The following is a 19285-nucleotide window of genomic DNA, read 5'->3' as shown; positions in this document are numbered from 1 at the left end:
TCACAACCTGTTGCCGACGATCAAGCTTGCAAAGGCGCGCCCGTTCCTATGCGGGACAGGCCACCTCGCGCTCTTGGCCGAGACGTCAGGCAGCGCTTGCCGCCAGCGCCCGAGGGTGAGTTTTGGAACCGTCCAGTCGCCACAATGATTGTCCGCGGATGATGAGATGTCGGGAGATTTGTTTTGGAGAATATCGTTATCGGAGAGTTCGGCATCCGCCATTCGGCCGGGCTCGCTGTCGAGCGCGTCGTTCAGGATTTTGGGTCGGGCCGATCCCGGGGCAAGCGCGATCGCCGAACCCAGATCCAGCTGTACTTTAGGCACGATCGTCGCGGTGACCGGCAGCAAGCCTTTCATCTGATAGCATGAGTGGAATCCGGCATCCGGTCACGCCGGATGGGCGCTACTTCATCGTGAAGGGGAAGGTTTGGCGCCTGAGCAATCCGTACATAGAGCCGAGCGAGAGAGCGCAACTCGTGAAGAGGCTAATGGGCGCGCGCTGTTAAGGAAGCCAAAGCCGCAGAAACCCATGGTGGCGAAGTCGAAGCTCACAGACGGGTGGATGAAGCCAAGCGCGCTCTGGGAGAACGCGGGCCCGTCTGGTGGAGGGACGGCGCACCAATTTCAACCGGCACGCCGTGAAGAATACGCCGTACGCTAAGTGGTATTCGAAATCGAAGCGGCGGTGACCTCGCCCTATCAGACGGACAGGATTACACGGCAGATTTGAGCGACTTCAGCCGCTTGTGCAAGAAGGCGAGCACCATGATCTCGTCCGATGTCAGCTTGGCGTACTGCTGCCTAAACTTTTGCGCGATCTTTGCGTCGAGCATCTTCGCCAAGTCGCCGGACATGTAGGCCGTCAACACTTCCGGATGAACGTAGCTCTTCCTGCAGATCGCCGGCGTGTTGCCCAGCTGCTTCGCGACCCGCTCGATGGCCCCGACGACGTTGCGCTTCGCCTCGGCCTGGCTATCGTACTTCTTGAACTCCGACAACGCGAGCGCGGCAAGCACCGTGCCGGCCCAGGTCCGGAAGTCCTTGGCGGTAAAGTCCTGCTGAGTGATCCCCTTGATGTAAGCGTTCACGTCCCCGGAATCGACTGTGCGCGGCTCGCCGTCGTCGTCGAGGTACTTGAACAGTTCATGCCCAGGAATCTCGGCGCAGCGCCGGGCGATCGCGGCTATCCGCTTGTCTTCGACCTGAAGCTTCCATTGCTTGCCGGACTTACCCGTGAAGTCGAAGCGCAGCACGCCGCGCCCGATCTCGACGTGCTTCCGTCGCATCGTGGTGAGGCCGTACGACTTGTTCGTCGCAGCGTATTCGGCGTTGCCGACCCGAATAAGCGTCTTCTCCAGGAGACTGATGATCGTGGCGAGCACCTTCTCGCGCGGAAGGCCGTCGAGCTTCATGTCAGTCGCGACGTGAGCGCGCAGTTCAGGCAGGGCCGTCGCGAACAGCATGACGTGTTCGAACTTGTTCTGGTCGCGCAGCTCGCGCCATTTCGGATGGTAGCGATACTGCTTGCGGCCGCGAGCATCGAGGCCCGTCGCCTGAATGTGACCGTTGGGCGAGGGGCAGATCCAGACCGACTCGTAGGCCGGCGGTATGCCGATAGATTTGATGTGGCGGACTACCGCCGTGTCGGTGATGCGCTTTCCTTCCTTGTCGTAATATGTGAACGACGTGCCGGAGCGCTTCCGACGAAAGCCGGGAGAGGAATCGCTGACGTATCGCAGGCCTTCTTCCGCTATCGCAGCGGCGACTTCGGTCGCCCTGTCCCCAAGCCGTTCGTTTTCGGCTTCCTTCAGCATCTTTAGGCCTTTTTCCCGACGACCTTTTTCCTCGATGACGGCTTCGACCGCGGCGCTACCGGCCGAGACCTCCCCTTCGCGACGGAAGCGCTCGACGCGGACTCATGCGAGCTCCACTCGGCCTTGGCTGATGCCCGAGACCTGCTTCCAGTGATGAACGCCTTTGGGCCTCGGCCTTTGCCTGCGGCGATGTCATCCATGGACCGGCCGGAGGCGACGGAGGCCTCCTCGCTCAAAACCGCGTTCTTCTTTCCCTCGCGCGCGAACGCATCGCGATGCTTGATGAGCAACCAATTGGTGCGCTTCTCTCCCTCTCGACTGCGCATGCGCGTGAGGATCCAGCCGCCCTGAAGTTTCTCTCCCTCTAGAATGAAATCAAGCTTGCCTTTGCGGTAGGACTTTTGCGGCTCTTCGCAATCCCAATGTCCGCGATCCCAAACCATGACCGTGCCACCTCCGTACTGCCCCTTCGAGATAGTGCCCTCGAAGTCGCCGTAATCCAGCGGATGGTCCTCGACCTCGACGGCAAGTCGTTTATCGTGAGGATCGAGGGAGGGGCCCTTGGTCACGGCCCATGACTTGAAGACGCCGTCGAGCTCCAGCCGCAGATCATAGTGAAGGTGCGACGCCGCGTGCTTCTGGATGACGAAGCGCGATCGCTTCGCCTTCTTGACCCTGGCGTCGCCGTTGGGCTCCGCGGTCTGTGAAAAATCCCGTTTGGCCCGGTATGTCGTGAGTGATTTCTTCGCCATCTGCATCTCAGAACGTGCTGGAACGGAAAGTTCCCGCGTCCGTTAAAGTTCCTCTTTGTGGAGATCGGGAATGGCGCCGGTGTCTGTTTTAAGAAATCGTGGGAGCTCAATCTGGTGACTTGCCCGATTGCGCCGACAACGTGGGCCGAATGGCCGCACAAGAGTCTCGGTCTGGAGTAGAGATCGGTATGAGCAGGTCGTCAGCGTTGCTCGCCGCCATGGAGGCTCGGTCGGTCGACGAAATACCGGAAGGCCCCGAATGGCAATACGAACCCAAGTGGGACGGCTTTCGCTGCATCCTGGCCCGAGACGCCGACGACATCGCGATGCATTCCAAGAGCGGCGAGGACCTGAAGCGTTACTTTCCGGAAATCGCCGGCGCCGCGCTCGGCCTCAAGGCGAAGAGGTTCGTTTTGGACGGCGAGATCGTCGTGCCAATCGAAGGCGAGTTCTCGTTCGGCGATTTGCTCCAGAGGATCCATCCCGCTGCGAGCCGCGTGAAGACGCTGGCCGCAAAGACGCCCGCGCTCTATCTGGTTTTCGACCTTCTGAAAGAAGGCAAGAAGAATGTTGCGGCGAAGCCATTGGCCCAACGGCGTCCGCTGCTGGAGGACTTCGACGAGAGTTATCTTGCGGGAAACGCACATTTGCGATTGTCTCCGGCCAGCCGAGCCTTAAAGGAGGCGGAGCGTTGGCTTCAGTCCGCCGGCGGAGGGAGCGACGGCGTGATCGCCAAACGTCTCGACTTGTCCTATCAGGCTGGCAATCGAGAGGGCATGCAGAAGATAAAACGGTACCGAAGCGCCGACTGCGTCATAGGCGGCTTCAGATACACAGAGAAGATGCAGGCTGGTCGCAAGGTGGTTGGGTCCATGCTCTTAGGGCTGTACGACGCCGAGGGGCTGCTGCACCACGTCGGCTTCTCGTCCGCGATAAAGGCAAAGGACAAGCCTGAGCTGACCGATAAGCTTGAGGCGATCCTCGCCAAGCGAAGCTTCACGGGCAAGGCACCAGGCGGTCCGAGCCGATGGTCGACGAAACGCTCGTCAGAGTGGACGCCGATTAAGCCGAAATACGTCGTCGAAGTCTCCTACGATCACTTCACCGGAGGGCGGTTCCGTCACGGCACCTCCGTTCTCAGATGGCGTCCGGACAAGCGTCCTGCCCAATGCACCATGGACCAAGTCGAGCAGAAGCTGGCCCACGGCCTCGTACGCGATGTACTGGGCGGAAAGCCTGATGCCAGAAGATCATCAAACTTCCGCTCCGGATAGGAAAGGGGCTGAGTTCAGACAAATGCCGCAAAGTTCATCGAGAAATCAAGCCAAGCCAGTTCCACCCGCTGAGGCCAACTTGAATCGAAATTCACTCGATGCAATTCGCCGGCGCTACGTCGTCGAGGAGCATCCCCTCGAGGCGGGCGTCGAGCGGGCCTTGCGCGCCGACCCACGCGCCGGCGCGCGCGCCATCCTGGCCGCGATCGACAAACGGCGTTCCGGCAACCGGTCCGAAGGGCAGCGCCTTCGCAAGATGCTGCGCTTCGAGACGGCGCTGTGGGAGAACGGCCATCATGCCGTAGCGGGCGTGGACGAGGCCGGGATGAGCCCGCTTGCCGGGCCGGTCTCCGCCGCCGCCGTGATCCTGAAGCCGGGAACGCGGATCGTTGGCGTCGACGATTCGAAGAAGCTCGACCGTGCGGCGCGCGAGGAGCTTGCCAAGGAGATCAAGCAGAAGGCTACGAGTTGGTGCGTCGCGTTCGTCGAGGTCGAGGAAATCGACGCCGTCAATATTTATTGGGCGGGCATCCGGGCGATGGAGCGCGCAGTCCAAGGTTTGATGCCGACGCCGCAGCATCTGCTGATCGACGCGAAGCGGCTGAAGGCCATCGACGTTCCGCAGCAGCCGATCGTCAAGGGCGACGCCAAATCCGCTAGCATCGCCGCCGCGTCCATCCTTGCGAAGGTCGAGCGCGACGCGGTGATGCGGATGCTCGACACGCGTCATCCCGGCTACGGCTTCGCCGACCACAAGGGCTATCCCGTAAAGGAACATTATGCGGCCCTCGAGCGGCTCGGCGCGTGCGCGGCGCATCGACGATCGTTCGGGCCGGTGCGAAAGGCGCTCGGCCTGCCGCCTCTGCCGCCGTGGCCTACGGCAAAGCGCGCTGAGGCTGAACCATAGGTCGGATGCGCCGTCCCGGCGGCGTCATGTTCGCGACTTTTGGCGTTCGCGGACGACGTCCTTCGCCTTCTTGTCGCTCCGAAGGCCCAGATAGACTGGCTGGCGCAGTTCACCTTTGCTCGTCCACTCCGCGAACTTCACTTCTGCGACCAGGGTCGGTCGTACCCAGGTGGTGACGGCCTCGTCCTTCACCTTGGCGGGGAAGGGCGACCTCACCGCCTTCAGCTTCATGAGCTTGCCGTGTAGCTCTTTGAGCATCTGGTGGCTGAAGCCTGTGCCGACATGCCCGATATACCTCCAAGCGCCATTTTCCCGCACGGCGAGAACGAGCGAGCCAAAGAACGGTCGCGAACGGCGAGGCGCGGTGAAACCCGCGATCACGACCTCCTGCCGCTGCGCGGTCTTCACCTTCAGCCAGTCGCCGGTTCGGCTGCCGGAGGCGTAAGGGCTGTCGACGCGCTTGGCCATGATGCCTTCGAGGTGCTTGCGCTCAGCTTCTGCGAAGAACTTCCTTCCGCTGGCTTTGCGATGTTCGCTGAAGGCGATGAGTTTGTGGCGCGGCAGGATGGCCTTGAGCCTCCGCTTGCGCTCGAACAACGGAAGTTTCCGCAGGTCGTCGCCATCGGCGAACATCAGGTCGAACGCGCAGTACAGAAGCTTGGCTTCGTGACGCAGCGCGTTCTGAAGCAACTGGAAGTGAGACGCGCCGTCCTTGCCGATGGCGACGAGCTCTCCGTCGACCACCGCGTCGCCTTTCACGCCTTCCAGCGCCTTGGCGACCTCGACGTAGGACCGGCTGATGATCTTGCCGTTGCGGCTGTAAAGCGCGACCTTGCCGCAGCGGACTTCCGCAATCATTCGAAAGCCGTCGTATTTGTCCTCGAAGATCCAGTCCGGATCGTCGAAGGGCGCGCCCGTGAGCGTGGCCAGCATGGGCTGGAGACGCTTCGGCAATGAAGACTTGCGGCTCATCTCCGGATCGGCGGGTGATTGGGGAGTTTACGGCGGTCGGGAGCGCGGCTAAGCCGAGCAGAAGGCGCGAGCCGGAGGCCGACGCAGCGCTTCAGCCTCGTCCATGCGGCTGTCCGGATCGAAACGAAGCCGTTCCAAAGCCTTGCGAACCAGGGAATTTGCAAGACCTTCGGCTTCACGATGATGAAAAGCTTTTCCACGAGCAGAAGACTGAACGCGTAGCAGACCGCGATCATTGCCGCGCCGGTCGTCCAGTGTCCTTTGCCCGCTAACGCCACGGCGGCGAGCTTCAGAGGCTCGACGGTCGCGGTCGGGACCGCCAGCAGGAAGAGCGATGGATATGGCGCCAGCCTTTCGATCGAGCGTCTTAAGCTCATGCGAAGTCTCCGAGCCTCCCTTGCAGACTAACCGCGCCGGCGGGTGCGTGTTCCGGACGCGGGAACATTGAGCAGGCCGGCCGGTTTTGGGAGCGGACAAATCAAAAGGGACGGGATGCGCGTGACCGAGGATCGAAGCGAAAAAGGCCGATCCCTGAGCTTCAAGGCAGAAGCCGCTGCATGGCAACGCCGGCGCGCGGGCAGGACGCGGTCGATCGCTGGCGACATCCCTGTGGTCCGTTTCCGAAGCGCGCGCAGGCTTGATACGGTGGTCAGCCCGAAGTCCAAGCTGACAAAGCCGACGCGGATGCCGAAGGCCACCTGGGTCGAACCACAGTTCTATGCCGAAGTCGAACACCGCGACATCACGTCTGAGGGCTTACTTCGCGCCAGCTCGTTCAAGGGGCTGTCCCGGAAATAGCCTGGGACTTTCTACCCACGCCCGGGTCTCAGCCTTCGGCTCCAAGCCGTCACAGGATATGCATCGCAGGTCGGTGCGCTGGTCGAGCGACATGACCGCCCTCAGCGGCTTGCCGCAGTGCTGGCATCTGGTCAGGTCCATGGTCGTTCCCCGTTTGCGGCCATAACCGTGTCGAGGAACGAAGTTCCTGCGCGGCGTTGGGGGATTTTTCAGGAGGATTGGATGGAAATGGTCGTTGAGCGCGTCGTTCGTACTTTTGGAATGATGATGACGCTTAGTCCGGAAGAAGAGGATGCCGTCCGGCAGCGGGTTCTCAAATTTGTCGAAGGAAAATCGGGCGATGAAAACGCCATCGCCGTCGAGGCGATTAAGTTTCTGAGAGGCCCCAAGCCTTCCCGCACCCGGCGGCCGAAGTGATCAGTCCGAACTGGTCTTCGGTGATACGCTCGAGAAAAGCCCGAGGATCAGAAGCCGCTCTTTTCGCGGGTCGGCTGCATTTCATCGTCTTTATCAGACTCCTTGGGCACGCGATCTAGCTCGCCTTTGCCGGCGGTCTGGGCGCGATCCTTGTCGCTTGGCTGCTCCTGACCCTTATCGTCTGTGACGATCCCTTGGCCGGCTTTGTTTCTTGACATGCGCGATCTCCTTTGCAGCCAATCTCGCGACTACGATCAAGCGCCGCGCGGTGCGAATGTTCCTATTTGAAGAAGAGGCGCAGTCTTCTCGACCCGGGTCCGCGCATCAGTCTGCGAAGGGGCTGATCTCGGATCCGGCGGACATGCTCGGGGGGTGCGAAGATTGTGTGCTGCTCTGTCAAAGCCCTAAGCGCCATCCATATTTCTGTAGGGCAGCGGCTACAACAGCGGTGATGACGGCAACTGCTGCGTTCCAGAAAAGTGACTGACTGGATGCGGCACCCACCGACCTAAGATACAGCAGTGCACCAACAAATATTCCGTAATGCTTCCGAAAGTCTCCATTGCGTTTTACGACCTCGACCAGGCTATTTTCCTTGAATTTTTCCAACATGCGCACAGCTCCGGCCGCCCGCGCGAGTGAACGCCGGGCAGTTTGATTGTTGAATTTCGGGATGTCAGCATTGAACCACTGAGTTGCCCGACGGCGCAAGTGATATTTTCAGTCACCATTTGGCGTAGTCGCCCGAGGCGGCCTTGGGAATTGAACTATGAGAGTTGTGTAGTCCTATCTGCGCTTTTCGATCGGTGCCGGCCGGTGGTCGCATTTCACAACGCGGCGTTTCGATCGCGTCGGCATCGGTTGGCCCAATTTCGCCAACGAGCGACGTTGATCGGGCAGGGGAAGAACGCGAGTCATGCGGCGCTCTTCTCGCGACACACGCAGCCGGCCATAGAGTGCTCCCATGACGGCTTCAAGGCTATCGAGCCGCATTCGAGCGAAGAGACGATCCGACACGCGCAGCTTCTTTCTGTCTTTCGTCAACGGGAGGGCAACGGTTGGAAGAAGAAAATAGTCGCTAATGCGGCTGTTGCCACTGTCCATTCGAATCAAGAGCGTTAGTTCAGCCTTTTGGTACTTAAGCCTCCGGATCTCCCACCGGCGCGACTTGGTGCCGCCGTCCGAGACGGCGCGCGCGACCGCTACAGATACAGTCAGTCCGCCAGAAATTGTAAGAAGGTACAGCTCGTGCAAAAACGAGGCGTTCACGCCGTGGCCCCTGAGATCGATGATGATGTCATCGACGACAGAGCAGATCGTGCGATCAATTTCGACCGCAACCTCCAAGAAGCGATACCGAGCTTGGGGTCTGAAGCCGACAAGTTCGTAGGCTCTCATCAGAGACCCAAATCTGTTGGTGTAAACGGTGGGATGACGCACGCCCTTGGCTGCTTGGATGATGTGGACTGACAATCGTCCCTTTCGTCTTAGGAGAGCCGCTAGTGCATCCAGTAATTGCTGATCAGTTTCTTTCTTGTTGTTCGCAACTTGCGCGAGTCGCTGTCGCGCCCGGGCGAAGAGACGCGGATTTATGATCCCTTTGAAAGCATTGTCGTGGCGTATCCACATTTCAGGCGGGTTGTCGGTGCGGCGCCCAGCGAGCTTCATTGAATGACGATTGAAAATGATATGACCTAAATAAATTTCGTTCGCGAGGAGGTTACTGAGAGTCAGCGCCGTCCATTGTTTCCCTCCCGGACTCAACGTGCCTTCGGCGTTCAACTCGTTCGCAATTTGAGTCCTGTTCTTCTTTTGCATTACGAACGACGAAAATATGCGGCGGACGATCCTGACCTCTGAGGAAGGCCCTTGGACGAGAATGATGCGTTCCGATTTCAAGTTCTTGTGTTGGCCACGCTGTAGCAGTCCCTTGCGCTTACCGTTGGCGTCGACAAGCATCCGACGCAGTCCGTAGGGTGCTGCTCCGCCTCGCCAGTATCCTCGTTTGACGATATTGGACTGGCCCAAAAATACGTTCCGCGACAGGTCTTTGCTGAAGCCGGCGGCTCCAGCGCGCTTCAAGTTCTTGAGGATAACTGATGACAAGCTGCCATCGTTCTCGAACTCTTCGGAACAATAGTGAACCGATATTCCTGCTCTTTTGCAGATGAACTCATAGTAGGCGCTTTCGTCGGCGTCTTGAAAGCGACCCCAACGGCTCACGTCGGAGACGAGAACACAATCAAAGTCTGGCTTCCCACTCTCAACGTCATCGATGAGTTGTTGCAAGCCTATACGACGGGCAATGGTGAGACCACTGCGTCCTGGATCAGAATAGGTGCGGACGATCTCTATGCCTCGGCGCGCTGCATAGACAGCGATGACGGCCACTTGAAGGTCGATAGAGTATTCTTGAGGATCGGTCGACATGCGCACGTACTGTGCGGCACGAGGCATCGCGGGCGATTTCTGATCGGGTTTCGCGGTGGTGGTCTCTGTAGTTTTTCGCTCGTGCGGCACGGTGGCACGCTCGCTGACCTTCACCGAAGATGATGATCGTGGCCCAGGCACCGTCGAAGACCTGTCCATGCAACTATGCAACCGCTGCAGGTTGGGAACGCCAACCGTACTACATGGTTCCTCGCCGCGTTGGTAGATGTCACCCACACGGGCCTAATATCTGCGATCATGTCGCACATTGCTTAGAGATTGCTGCTTCAATTGCCGGAATCCAAACTTTGTAGGCCTCTGCGGTAAAGTGAATGCCGTCCGGCATTTTCGATCCCAAGGGCAACTGAGGGACGACGAATTGGAGCCCCGCTGCAGTCGCTGCCTCGCCTATTTTTCGGTTTGTCTGAGTATCGGGCGCCACAGCGACAGCAACCAGCGGGCGCGCCGAAAGCGGTCGGGCGGTTTCGATGAGATCGGCAAAATCGCGCTGCACAGTCCGCGAGCCGACATCATTGGCGCCGATGGTGAGCGCGATCAAATACGCTCCATGAGCATTAACTAAACGCTGGGTAAGCCGCCTGGCCTCCTGAATGGTTTGGCCGCCAACGCCGGCGTTGACGACTGGATGGCCACAAAGCTGCCGAGGAAGGGGAGCCATTTCGGTGATGCTGTCACCGAGTACGACGATCGGATTTGGTGCGTCTGCGAGGGCGGCCCGGATCATAAACTCCCGGACCTCAGCATGGTCGTGAAAACTATGCTGGGTAACCTCGCCGAACCGCTTTCGTACTCTCTGGAGTTCCGAGTAGGAAGCGACAAAGGCGACGAAAAAGATGGCGGTCAAAATCCAGGGGAACGCTCGGCGCATGGCGATTCAGTTACTATGTTCTGCGGAATGAGGGCAACGGCTGGCGAGTTTGATTGCCTGCGCCACTCCGTCGCTGAGGTGCTGACTGCAAATGCGGGTCGATGAGATGATAATTGTTGCCTTGCATTAGGGAGTATAGCTAGGTCGCTGTAGCACTAGATCCTAGTCGACGCCGCTTCCCGTCCGCGACGCGCGAAGTAATCCGATTCCGCTTCATCGAGAGACCATGACGGAACGGCGGATCGGTCGCCACGCCTGCGGCTCCTCGATTACCGTGAACTTCAACGGATGGCCGATGCGCCCTCTCGCGCGAATGGATCCCAGTAAACTTCCTGCCAGACCTCGTTTGCGAATAAGCCTTCGATACGCCTGCCGTCGCGCGGTGCACTGCGCATGGCGCGGGGCCGCTGAGCGATCCTCTCGAACAATCTCAACATGACCTACTCCGGCTTGATGGCCCAGTAGTCCCGGCCGTTGGATTCGGGGTCGGTATTGTCGCTCGAGGAGAAAACGACGATCGATGAGCCGGGCGCTTTCCAGTGCGAGAATCGGCCGTGGCCCAGCGTAGCGATGGTGTCATGCGGCGTTGAATGGGCCGGCCCGAGAGGTTTGCCGTTCTCGTAAATCACGATCGGAGATCTAGTGTCGAGCTTGCCAGGAATGTCTGCGACGTCGGCAAACCATTTGTCCTTGGCGATCGCGCCGAAGGTCGAGCCCGGATAGCGGGCGAAGGGGCGGACTAGGAGGTGCTTCTCACCCTTCACGTCGGGAGGGATGCCAGATCCGTGCGGCGGCGGGGGCAGCACGGCCCAGTAGTCGCGGCCGTTCGTCTCCGGATTAGTGTTGTCGCTCGATGAGAACACGAACACGGGATAGTTGCCCATCCAATGCGAGAAACGACCATGGCCCAGCGTCGCGATCGTGTCGTGCGGCGTTGAGTGCGCTGGCCCCAGCGGCTTGCCATCCTCGTAGATCATGATCGGCGAGCTGGAGTCGAACTGTCCGGCGACGTCGGCTACACGGCAAACCATTTATCTCTGGTGCTGACCGCGAAGGGCGACGTCCCGAAAGGTCTGAACGGGCGCTTGAGGAGGTGTTTTTCGCCCGGCACGTCGGGCGCAATTCCGGAGCCTTTCGGGATAGCTGGTCTGACCGCCCAATAAGTGCGACCGTTTGTGCGGGGGTCGGTGTTGTCGCTGGACGAGAACACGAACACAGAGAAGTTGCCCTTCCAATGTGAGAAGCGGCCGCGGCCTAGCGTGGATATCTGTTGGTGCGGCGTCGAATGTGCGGGTCCGAGCGGCTTGTCGTCTTCGTAGATCATGATCGGCGATAAGGAATCCGTCTGACTGCCATCGTCGGCCAGATCGCCGAACCAAGGATCGATGCTGGTCATCGCGAATTTGGAAGACTGAAACGGGATGAAGGGCCGCATCAAAACGTGCCGCTCGCCAGAAGCGCCAGGCTCGATAAACGTCGGTTGGCAGGCGACAGACAACCAGCTCGCGACGATGAAATAAATCGGCGCCGCCGCGAACAGCCAGCTCCAATAGTGGCGCCTGATGCTGTCGGCCAGACGGCCGGGCAGGTTAGGTAGAAACGATTGTTCGGCGCAGGAGCCGTTCGACGGCTTCTCTGACGCCGTCGAACGACGAACGTCAATCATCCTTGTAGGTCCCCCGACTGACAACTTACAGAAGAATCGAGCTGTTGAGCAATCGATTCCGACCCAAGCCTTTGGTCGGGAACACAATATTTCTCGGTCGTGCCGCGTAGGGCAGTTCGCCCAGATACGGTTGCAGCGCGGGCGGAGCGCACCGGTACCGCTCAGGTGCGGTCCGGTCTAAGCGCAATCCTGGTGGTTCTCGCGGACCGACCTGCATCCTCGCAGCGGGCAGGTGGTCAAGCAGCCCGGGTCGCGTCCGGATGGCGATCGCGACGGCATTTGGACAGCAGTTAAGGGGAAACCAACGAACTTCAATCGGCTCTCAAGTTTACAGCCATCCAATCAGAGAAATCATAAAGCCCAGCCCAGTGATGGACCGTCTTCCCGCAGCCTTCGCATTTGAAAAGGCCAGTGCGACGGAGTGGCGCAATGCCGCGATCTTGGGTCGCGACATAAACCATTCCACAGCTGGGACATGCAAAGTATACGCAAATCGGAACTGACATTCTGGGCTTAAATACAGATCACGGCCACGCCGGGCGGTGGCCGGCATGGCCCAATGATCGAGCTGACGATAATCGGCGGTCGTCGCCGACGCTTAAATGCCGTAGTAGTCGTTGACCGATCGGCCGGCCGGCGCTGGGAAGCTGTCGTTAGCTCCGGACACGATTGTTGGAAGGAGACGGGTCGATCAATTATTCGAATTTCAGCGATAAAGCCTTACAGATGATGCACGACGCCGTTCATCGGGCGATAGCGGCTGATGCCGACGCGGTGAAAAGGGGTGATCCGCCGCCGTGCGAAACAAAGAAGACCGCGGATTGGCACGATCATGCCAAAGGGATCGAAGGCGAGATGACACAACGGATATTCCGTTCATTCCAGTTCGCTTTTGATTGATGGTCGGCGCCGTCCCTTTTTAACGCCGACGAACGGTTCGCGGCGCCATCTTAGGTCGTCTCGCACGCCACGGAAAAACGGGGGGCGGACTTTACCATCACCAGATTTCGCGCGGTACTCGATTTCGGCCAACACTTCTGGTTCGACCCAAATCGCCTTATGGGCGATGCGCTCTGTGTAGGGCTGCGTTCTCCGGATCAACGGCTTCAGCAGTGTTTGAAGATGCGCGGCGGAAGCCTTCTCAAATCCATGGTCGACCTTGCCCGCATAGATCAAGTCGGCGCCTTTGCGCCGGCCCACATAGATGCCGTCCCACTTGCCGTCTTTCAGTGCGAAGCCCGCGATGGCTAACGTCTCTCGTTGCGCACAGGTCTTCTTGACCCAGTCCCGGCTGCGCCCAGCTGGATAGGCGCTGTCGCGCACCTTTGACACAACGCCTTCCAAGCCAATTTTGCACGCATGCGCGAACGTGTCCGGTCCGTCTGCTTCGAAGCTCTCGCTGAACTGAATATTTGTGCCGTCGACCATCTTCTTCAACGCAGCCTTGCGGTCGAAAAGCGGCAGCTTACGAACGTCGCGGCCGTTGAGATAAAGCAGGTCGAACGCGACGAGCACAATGCGCTTTGACGTGCCTTTCAATTCGTTTTGCAGGATAGAAAAGTCGGTCGTACCGTCAGGGCCGGGCACAACGATTTCACCGTCGATGATCGCGGATGCCGCCGAGATCTGCCAGGCATCGTCGGCGATCTTTTTGAAGCGCTTGGTCCAGTCGTTGCCGCGCCGCGTGAAAACGGAAACGGTCTCGTTGGCGAGATGAACCTGGACGCGATATCCGTCGAACTTGATTTCGTGCAGCCAACGCGCCCCACCCGGCACTTTCTCGATCGGCGAAGCCAATGCCGGAGCAATGAAGCCGGAGAACAGCGCCTTGTTGCCGATCGCGAGCGGCTTCTTGCGCTGGAGAGGCATCGCTTGACCAATCGTAAGCTCAGCTGGCGGCGACCGCGGCCAACGTGCCGATCGATAAAGGCCTGCAAATGAGAAGGAACGTCGGTGAGCTGAAGGTCACAACGGCGCTGAATGCGATGTCTTCGGAGACGTCTTCCGACCAACGCTCCGACGTGTTGAAGGCGGAAACCCTGATCGGGTTTGCATACTCGCCGGCTATCAGATCCTGAATGACGGTTTCGAGGTCGGCCGTCTCAAGATCGGCCTCGCGCCAAGCCCGTCCAATCGGGCCGAAGTCATCCGCAACTAGATAGACCGTCTGATCAACGTCGCTCGGGACGATCGATGGCGTCCAACGCATAACGCAACTCCACGCAACACATAACCGGGATTCAAGCCGACGTGGGCGAAATCGTTCCGCGCTGGTCGAGGAACATCCTGCGCGGTCGACGCTTTTCTTCCCTACACGGGAGCGTGACGCATGAGCAAGGAAACCCCAAAAGACGATCCTCGGCAACAGGTCGATAAGGCCATCCATCGGCAAACGGACGAGCCCTGGAAGGGCAATCCGGAGAAGGAGCAGCGCAACGAGGCCGATATCGACCTTGAAAAATGGCACAGGACCAATACGCATTAGGTGATGCCAGATGGGATTAGCATCTTATGAGATCATTGGCAGCGACGGCGAGTGGCGAGTAAGTCACGATGGAAAAGCCGACAATGTCTATGAAACGATCGAAGCGGCATTTGAGGCCGCGGTGACCGCTGCGTCGCTGGCGCTTTGTCAGGGCCACGAGGTCCGGGTTACGGCGCCGAGCCGGGACACCGCAACCGGCGCAGCCGTCTCAGGATAGGAGAGCAAGGATGGCGGTCAATAAGCCGATAGGCGATAATGCGCGAAAAGGCGCAGTGAAAAGCGATCACAAAAAAAACGAAACTCGGGGGAGCGTCCGCCTGGACCAAGCGCAGCAAGTCGTCTGGCGAGTTCATGGCGCTAAAGCGTCCGCGCAAGGCCAAGCAGGCCGCCAAAAAATTCAAGGGCGTGCACATCGAGAAGAAGGCTGCGAAAAAGAAAGCTAAGAAAACTGCGCGTCGGTAGATTATGATCAACCCAAATTGTCCGATCTGCCACGGCCTGGGTGTGCGAGAACCATCCGCGCCTAGCGTGGACCGATGACCCTTCTGGATGTCAGTGCGGGGCTGGGATGCCATGCGAATGCCAACGGTCGGATGATGTTGATCAGGCATCGAAGAGCCAGGCGTCGCCGCGGTGCTCCATTCGAGCGACCTAATTGGTCGCTGAGCGGAGGCCAACCATAATCGGCGGTTCGCGCCAGCCGGCCCTCGATACCACCTGAGTTTACGGCCGCGCATGACCGAATGTCCCAACCGAATGTCCCAAAGTTCCTAATCAATTTCGACTGCCATGGATCTAGCCAGCGCCGGACGGCCCATCCAAAAGGTTAATGTACGTCTTAGAAACCTGCCGCTCGGTATACTAGTTATATCTCGTCACCGCACCGCCCTTGGCCCTCATCGGTGATGAGAACGCCGATTTGCGCTCCCGCCTTCCTCTCAGCAGGAAAGGATAGCGCATGCGCCGTCGTTTCAAACAAATCCAAAGTCTTGAAGAACGTTTAGCGCGCGAAGCCATGCGATTGCGGGCTGAGGCCCGCCGGCTTCCGCCTGGTGCCGAGCGTGAAAAGTTGCTGCGCAGGGCTCGTCAAGACGAAAACGGCCTCGCAGATAAGCGATTGGCTGCGAGGCCCGGATTGAGGGCGCCGCAATGAATAGCGGCGTTCCAAGGGCATCTGGGCGCCGCACGGTCATTGTGGTTGATCTCGAAGACGAGGACGACGCCCTTCGCATGGCTCAAAGACTAGCGGACGCGACCGGCCGTTCCGGTCGCATCCGCGACGAACATCTGATGGAGGTCGCAGTCGTTCCGGCACCAACGAGGAACTAGGGGCGGCTGTAACGTTTGAGGCGAAGCCGCTCGGCGAGTAAGGAAGTCCGTCGAACGACATGTGCCGATCGTTTGCAGAAACGATCGGCACATGATGCCGGCAATTACAGCGACGTTGTTCTCCCTGCGAACTACTTCTTCATGTGATCCTTGGACATCGCGCCGGCGCCTTCCTTCGACTTCGGATCGTTCATCGTCGCGCTCGGGTTGGCTGAGCTTGGGCTGCTTGACGCACCTTGCCCGGTAGCCGCTGCGGGCGAATTGCCGCCGCCGCCACCTGCACCGCCAGCACCCCCACCGCCTGCGCCTCCACCGCCGCCGCCTTGTGCTGACGCTCCTGCAATCGAGCCGAATATGAACGCCGCGGCCAATGCCGCTGATGCTACTCTCATGGGTATCCTCCTGTTTTTACACAGGACAGCAACCGGTGCAGATCGGGACCGTTCCTAAAGGCTCGATCGGCAGGATGCGACGCGGGATCGCAATGTGATGCCTTTCATCCCGCGCCGCGGTCTTCCTTGTCCGGCCCTCTCATCACGATCTTGAGGGCACGATCTGCCAGCGGTCGTTGCAACGCCTTCGCTTCATCCCACGGCGCGCGCATCCAGACGTCGTGCTCTTCATTGGTTGTCAGAATGACCGGCATCGCCTTTGGATGGATCGGCGCGACGACGGCGTTTGGCGCCGTCGTCAGGAAGCCGTAGACGTCGTGAGGGCCGGCGATCGGTTTCGACTTCGTGCCGCGGTCACCCTTGAAAACGGTCCAGATACCGGCGAAGGTCGTTAGCGGCCGGTCGTCGTTCAACGCGAACCAAACGACGTCCTTCTTCTTTGTCGCCGGGTTCGGCTCAGGGGCGTATTCGGCGAAGCTGTTGATCGGTACGAGGCAACGGTTCTCAGGCTTTAGCCAGCCTCGCCAATGCGGCGACGATGTATTCCGAATGTTCGTTACCGGCGGCCCGCTTGTTCGAGGCGGCGGCGGCATTCCCCAGCGCATCAACACGAGTTCGGTGCCTGCGTCAGTGTTGCGGACAACCGGCGCCGGATAATCCGGAAAGACGCCCGGCATCGGCGGCAGATTGCCGACGTAACGATTGACGACGCGGAAGAGGACGGCGATTGCGGCTTGGTTCGTGGTGATGCTGTAAAGGTTGCACATCGGGACGCTACTTTTTGTCCGGCTTGGCTACATCGATAATGACCCCACGACCATCCCTCACGAACGCTTGGCATTCCACCTTCGCATCTTTTAGATCAGTATCAACGAGTTCGCTCTTACCCTTCAACGCGGTCCGGTGGCAACGGTGAGCAGCTGCTTCAATCTGCTTTTGGTCCGCCCCAGTTACGGCATTGCCGGCAGCCGCAAGCAAAGTAAACCAATCGTGCGGAGGAAACCCGCTCGCATCCCAATTGAGCGACACGTAAGTGACGAAGCCTGGATCGCAGATCAGTACTATGTCCGGGTTCTTGAAGAAGACGCTCCCGCCAGAAGGTGAAAAGTGATCGAAGTGAGTGCCGGTCTGCTCGATGATGCGAGCGGTGATCTCCTTGCATTCTGCCGTCCTAGCAGAGTTCTCGGCCGCATCGGCGGCGCGAGGATAAATGTTGGCGAGAAGGGAAAGTCCTAGGTTCGCAAGAGTCGCCAACGCGTATATTCGATGCTTCATCGTTCACCCGGCCACCACGTTGACCGCGGATCGTTTGCTGAAATCTTCGTCGTTCGCAACGCGATCAGATGGCTGCGCCTGAACGGATATCCGCGCTGTTCGGAACATAGCCTGCAACGCATGTAGCGCTCTAACTCATGGATCGGCGTTGACTTCGGCCGCCGCACGATGTCGAGCGCTACCGTCTGATGAGTGTCGCAACCTGAGCATTTCACTTCAAGACAGCGGTAACCGGCGTTGATCGCATCGCCTAGAGCAGGGGACGGCTGCGCCGGCCCTTGAAACGCGAGCATGCGGGCGGTCCACGCCTCGCACGCCAGACGATCGGCGGCTTTGCGCGCTTCCGCCGCGCGTTCGGCGGTTGCCCGAACGGCTCCTCCGTAGATGCGTTCACGCGATTTGCTTCCCATTCGGCTATAAAAGCCGGTCGCTTGCTGGCTGGCAAATCATCGAGATATGGGGGATTTCGGCGTCGTTAAGCTACCGTGGCTCGTGGGTGTGGATGATTGGATGACGCGCGGTCTCACGTGCAAAAACATACCAGGGGGCGCAACCGCACCCAATGAGAGCGAAGGAACTGTCTTCTGCCTCCAAACGTTCCGCTTCGGACTGTCAACGAGGCACGCAGGCCCGTGTCTAAGGACGTCGAATGGCCAGCGCTCGCGGTAACGATCGACCCGGATTAAGCTATCACCTGAGGGTGCACTCGTTTCGCACCATTACCGTGATCTTGGCTTGGGTTCTGATCGTCGTCGCCTTCTACGAGAAGCCCGAGCTGCTGACCGGCGCGCAGCGCTCTATCCAGCGCGGTATTGAGGCCGTCGGCGACGCCATTCCGCCCCCTTGGGGACCTCGCATCGAATTCGTCTTCCGGGAGATCGGCGGCCTGATTTGGCTGCAAATTACCCTGCTCGTCCTCATCCTCCGGATCGGGCTCTCAACGATTGCCGGGATCTGGCGCTTAGTCACCCGAAGTGACCGTGTGCGTGTGGAGGGTGGCCGGGAGGGCTGATCCCCTTCGGCATGGCATCTGCATGTTGGAGGACCGCCCTGCCAAAGGATTGCCCCGATGGAACTCCAAACGTTACCGACAACCGCCTTCAAGACACCGGCGATCAGCCTCTCGGGTGTCGTCGACTACAACATGTACACCGCGTTTCGAACGCAATTCGACAGCGCGGCGGATAAAGACCTTGTCGTTATCGAACTGTCGACGTTGGGCGGCGACCCCGAGGTCGCGCGGATGATGGGAGAGGACGTCAGGTTCGCTAGCGAGATGGAGCCGCAAAGGCGGTTCGTATTCCTTGGCAAGGCCGTGATCTACTCAGCGGGCGTAACGTTCATGAGCTTCTTCGCCCGACCAAACCGCTATCTCACGCGTGGGACGCGGCTGATGATCCACGAACGAAAGCTCTCAAAAAACTTGGTTATCGATGGCCCTTTGACGACATGCATCGCGGTTGTGCGGGCGACGCTTAACGAAATCGAATGCTCAATCGCCATGCAGAACGAGGGCTTTCAAAATCTCATCATGGGGGCAAGCGTTACAATGGATGAGGTCTTACAGAAGGCGCCCTCGAACTGGTATCTGGAGGCCCAAGAAGCGAAGTCGTTGGGGCTGATCGAGACGGTTCTGTAGCTCGCCGCAGGCGGCTGCGACGATGGTAGCCATCACCTCAATCGTTAGACGGCGCTATTTTCGAACGCGGTAGAGGGCGCGCGGATGTCAGACGTCAAGGATGTCTTATATTCGACCCGGATCGCGATGGACGAGGGGGCGAACGCATGCTAGCGGCGTTGTAGTTCTTCTCGACGGCCGAATCCTCAGTGGTGACTTCTACTACTCAGCCTCCTACACGTTCAAGAACGGAAAGTGGCGCCGCGA

24 protein-coding genes and 1 pseudogene are annotated in these 19285 nt (G+C 59.4%); 9 read left to right on the top strand and 16 right to left on the bottom strand.

The genetic code is table 11. The features are described 5' to 3' along the window. Positions 1-348, bottom strand: coding sequence for a hypothetical protein (locus IC762_RS30420; protein WP_195785806.1), 348 nt, complete (start codon positions 346-348; stop codon positions 1-3). 17 nt (positions 349-365) lie between these two features. Here IC762_RS30420 and IC762_RS35850 point away from each other — a divergent pair. Beyond that, positions 366-689, top strand: a pseudogene (locus tag IC762_RS35850) (hypothetical protein). Positions 690-713: 24 nt separating this feature from the next. Here IC762_RS35850 and IC762_RS30415 read toward each other — a convergent pair. Both IC762_RS30415 and IC762_RS30410 read right to left on the bottom strand, forming a co-directional pair. Beyond that, the gene (locus IC762_RS30415; RefSeq protein ID WP_195785805.1) at positions 714-1814 is read right to left on the bottom strand and encodes a DNA topoisomerase IB; all 1101 of its coding nucleotides are present in this window, start codon (positions 1812-1814) and stop codon (positions 714-716) included. A gap of 2 nt (positions 1815-1816) precedes the next feature. Continuing rightward, positions 1817-2566 carry a DNA polymerase ligase N-terminal domain-containing protein gene (locus tag IC762_RS30410; RefSeq protein ID WP_195785804.1) on the bottom strand — a complete coding sequence of 250 codons (750 nt, stop codon included), beginning with the start codon at positions 2564-2566 and terminating at the stop codon, positions 1817-1819. Positions 2567-2784: 218 nt separating this feature from the next. On the opposite strand from IC762_RS30410, the gene IC762_RS30405 reads away from it, so the two are divergent. Further along, positions 2785-3840 (top strand): ATP-dependent DNA ligase, encoded by a 1056-nt coding sequence (locus IC762_RS30405; RefSeq protein ID WP_195790358.1) that lies wholly within the window; start codon positions 2785-2787, stop codon positions 3838-3840. A 79-nt stretch (positions 3841-3919) separates the two neighbouring features. Beyond that, the gene (locus tag IC762_RS30400; protein ID WP_195790357.1) at positions 3920-4747 is read left to right on the top strand and encodes a ribonuclease HII; all 828 of its coding nucleotides are present in this window, start codon (positions 3920-3922) and stop codon (positions 4745-4747) included. 24 nt (positions 4748-4771) lie between these two features. Here the strand turns inward: IC762_RS30400 and ligD (IC762_RS30395) are convergent, their stop codons facing one another. Both ligD (IC762_RS30395) and IC762_RS30390 read right to left on the bottom strand, forming a co-directional pair. Then, on the bottom strand, positions 4772-5719 hold the full coding sequence (gene ligD / locus IC762_RS30395) for a non-homologous end-joining DNA ligase (RefSeq protein ID WP_195785803.1): 948 nt from the start codon (positions 5717-5719) through the stop codon (positions 4772-4774). Continuing rightward, the gene (locus IC762_RS30390; protein WP_195785802.1) at positions 5716-6096 is read right to left on the bottom strand and encodes a hypothetical protein; all 381 of its coding nucleotides are present in this window, start codon (positions 6094-6096) and stop codon (positions 5716-5718) included. Before IC762_RS30390 ends, ligD (IC762_RS30395) begins: the two co-directional genes overlap by 4 nt. Before the next feature lie 115 nt (positions 6097-6211). On the opposite strand from IC762_RS30390, the gene IC762_RS35495 reads away from it, so the two are divergent. Then, positions 6212-6517 (top strand): hypothetical protein, encoded by a 306-nt coding sequence (locus IC762_RS35495; protein WP_246801325.1) that lies wholly within the window; start codon positions 6212-6214, stop codon positions 6515-6517. A 222-nt stretch (positions 6518-6739) separates the two neighbouring features. Continuing rightward, positions 6740-6934 carry a hypothetical protein gene (locus IC762_RS30380; protein ID WP_195785801.1) on the top strand — a complete coding sequence of 65 codons (195 nt, stop codon included), beginning with the start codon at positions 6740-6742 and terminating at the stop codon, positions 6932-6934. A gap of 47 nt (positions 6935-6981) precedes the next feature. Here the strand turns inward: IC762_RS30380 and IC762_RS30375 are convergent, their stop codons facing one another. The 8 genes from IC762_RS30375 to IC762_RS30340 all read right to left on the bottom strand — a co-directional run bounded on the left by IC762_RS30375 (position 6982) and on the right by IC762_RS30340 (position 14128). Further along, on the bottom strand, positions 6982-7152 hold the full coding sequence (locus tag IC762_RS30375) for a hypothetical protein (RefSeq protein WP_195785800.1): 171 nt from the start codon (positions 7150-7152) through the stop codon (positions 6982-6984). A 178-nt stretch (positions 7153-7330) separates the two neighbouring features. Next, positions 7331-7546 (bottom strand): hypothetical protein, encoded by a 216-nt coding sequence (locus tag IC762_RS30370; RefSeq protein ID WP_195785799.1) that lies wholly within the window; start codon positions 7544-7546, stop codon positions 7331-7333. A gap of 174 nt (positions 7547-7720) precedes the next feature. Further along, complete coding sequence (locus IC762_RS30365) at positions 7721-9478, bottom strand: recombinase family protein (protein WP_195785798.1); 1758 nt, start codon at positions 9476-9478, stop codon at positions 7721-7723. Between the two features lie 142 nt (positions 9479-9620). Beyond that, positions 9621-10253 (bottom strand): SGNH/GDSL hydrolase family protein, encoded by a 633-nt coding sequence (locus tag IC762_RS30360; protein ID WP_195785797.1) that lies wholly within the window; start codon positions 10251-10253, stop codon positions 9621-9623. Between the two features lie 440 nt (positions 10254-10693). Further along, positions 10694-11230 (bottom strand): hypothetical protein, encoded by a 537-nt coding sequence (locus tag IC762_RS30355; protein ID WP_195785796.1) that lies wholly within the window; start codon positions 11228-11230, stop codon positions 10694-10696. Between the two features lie 38 nt (positions 11231-11268). Further along, positions 11269-11919: a hypothetical protein gene (locus IC762_RS30350; RefSeq protein WP_195785795.1), complete on the bottom strand. Its 651-nt coding sequence runs from the start codon at positions 11917-11919 to the stop codon at positions 11269-11271. 876 nt (positions 11920-12795) lie between these two features. Then, positions 12796-13788: a non-homologous end-joining DNA ligase gene (gene ligD, locus IC762_RS30345; protein ID WP_195785794.1), complete on the bottom strand. Its 993-nt coding sequence runs from the start codon at positions 13786-13788 to the stop codon at positions 12796-12798. A 19-nt stretch (positions 13789-13807) separates the two neighbouring features. Further along, the gene (locus tag IC762_RS30340; RefSeq protein ID WP_195785793.1) at positions 13808-14128 is read right to left on the bottom strand and encodes a hypothetical protein; all 321 of its coding nucleotides are present in this window, start codon (positions 14126-14128) and stop codon (positions 13808-13810) included. Positions 14129-14248: 120 nt separating this feature from the next. Here IC762_RS30340 and IC762_RS30335 point away from each other — a divergent pair, with 120 nt between their 5' ends. Beyond that, positions 14249-14404, top strand: a complete 156-nt coding sequence (locus tag IC762_RS30335) for a hypothetical protein (RefSeq protein ID WP_195785792.1) — start codon at positions 14249-14251, stop codon at positions 14402-14404. Positions 14405-14631: 227 nt separating this feature from the next. Beyond that, positions 14632-14847, top strand: a complete 216-nt coding sequence (locus tag IC762_RS30330; RefSeq protein WP_246801323.1) for a hypothetical protein — start codon at positions 14632-14634, stop codon at positions 14845-14847. Between the two features lie 1382 nt (positions 14848-16229). On the opposite strand, the gene IC762_RS30325 is transcribed toward IC762_RS30330, so the two are convergent. Genes IC762_RS30325 through IC762_RS30315 form a run of 3 tightly spaced genes read right to left on the bottom strand, consistent with a single transcriptional unit; the run spans position 16230 to position 17810 of the window. Further along, complete coding sequence (locus tag IC762_RS30325; protein WP_195785791.1) at positions 16230-16892, bottom strand: SOS response-associated peptidase; 663 nt, start codon at positions 16890-16892, stop codon at positions 16230-16232. Between the two features lie 7 nt (positions 16893-16899). Further along, positions 16900-17379, bottom strand: a complete 480-nt coding sequence (locus IC762_RS30320) for a hypothetical protein (RefSeq protein WP_195785790.1) — start codon at positions 17377-17379, stop codon at positions 16900-16902. Positions 17380-17396: 17 nt separating this feature from the next. Continuing rightward, a complete protein-coding gene (locus tag IC762_RS30315) occupies positions 17397-17810 on the bottom strand; it encodes a hypothetical protein (RefSeq protein ID WP_195785789.1) in 414 nt (137 codons plus the stop codon). Between the two features lie 239 nt (positions 17811-18049). On the opposite strand from IC762_RS30315, the gene IC762_RS30310 reads away from it, so the two are divergent. Both IC762_RS30310 and IC762_RS30305 read left to right on the top strand, forming a co-directional pair. Beyond that, positions 18050-18412 (top strand): hypothetical protein, encoded by a 363-nt coding sequence (locus IC762_RS30310; RefSeq protein WP_195785788.1) that lies wholly within the window; start codon positions 18050-18052, stop codon positions 18410-18412. A 57-nt stretch (positions 18413-18469) separates the two neighbouring features. Then, the gene (locus IC762_RS30305) at positions 18470-19039 is read left to right on the top strand and encodes a peptidase S14 (RefSeq protein ID WP_195785787.1); all 570 of its coding nucleotides are present in this window, start codon (positions 18470-18472) and stop codon (positions 19037-19039) included. Positions 19040-19285 lie beyond the last annotated feature (246 nt).

Origin of the sequence: Bradyrhizobium genosp. L (genome assembly GCF_015624485.1) — a bacterium.
In the GTDB taxonomy this organism is placed as follows: Bacteria; Pseudomonadota; Alphaproteobacteria; order Rhizobiales; family Xanthobacteraceae; genus Bradyrhizobium.
This window is presented reverse-complemented; position numbering and strand designations above follow the sequence as displayed.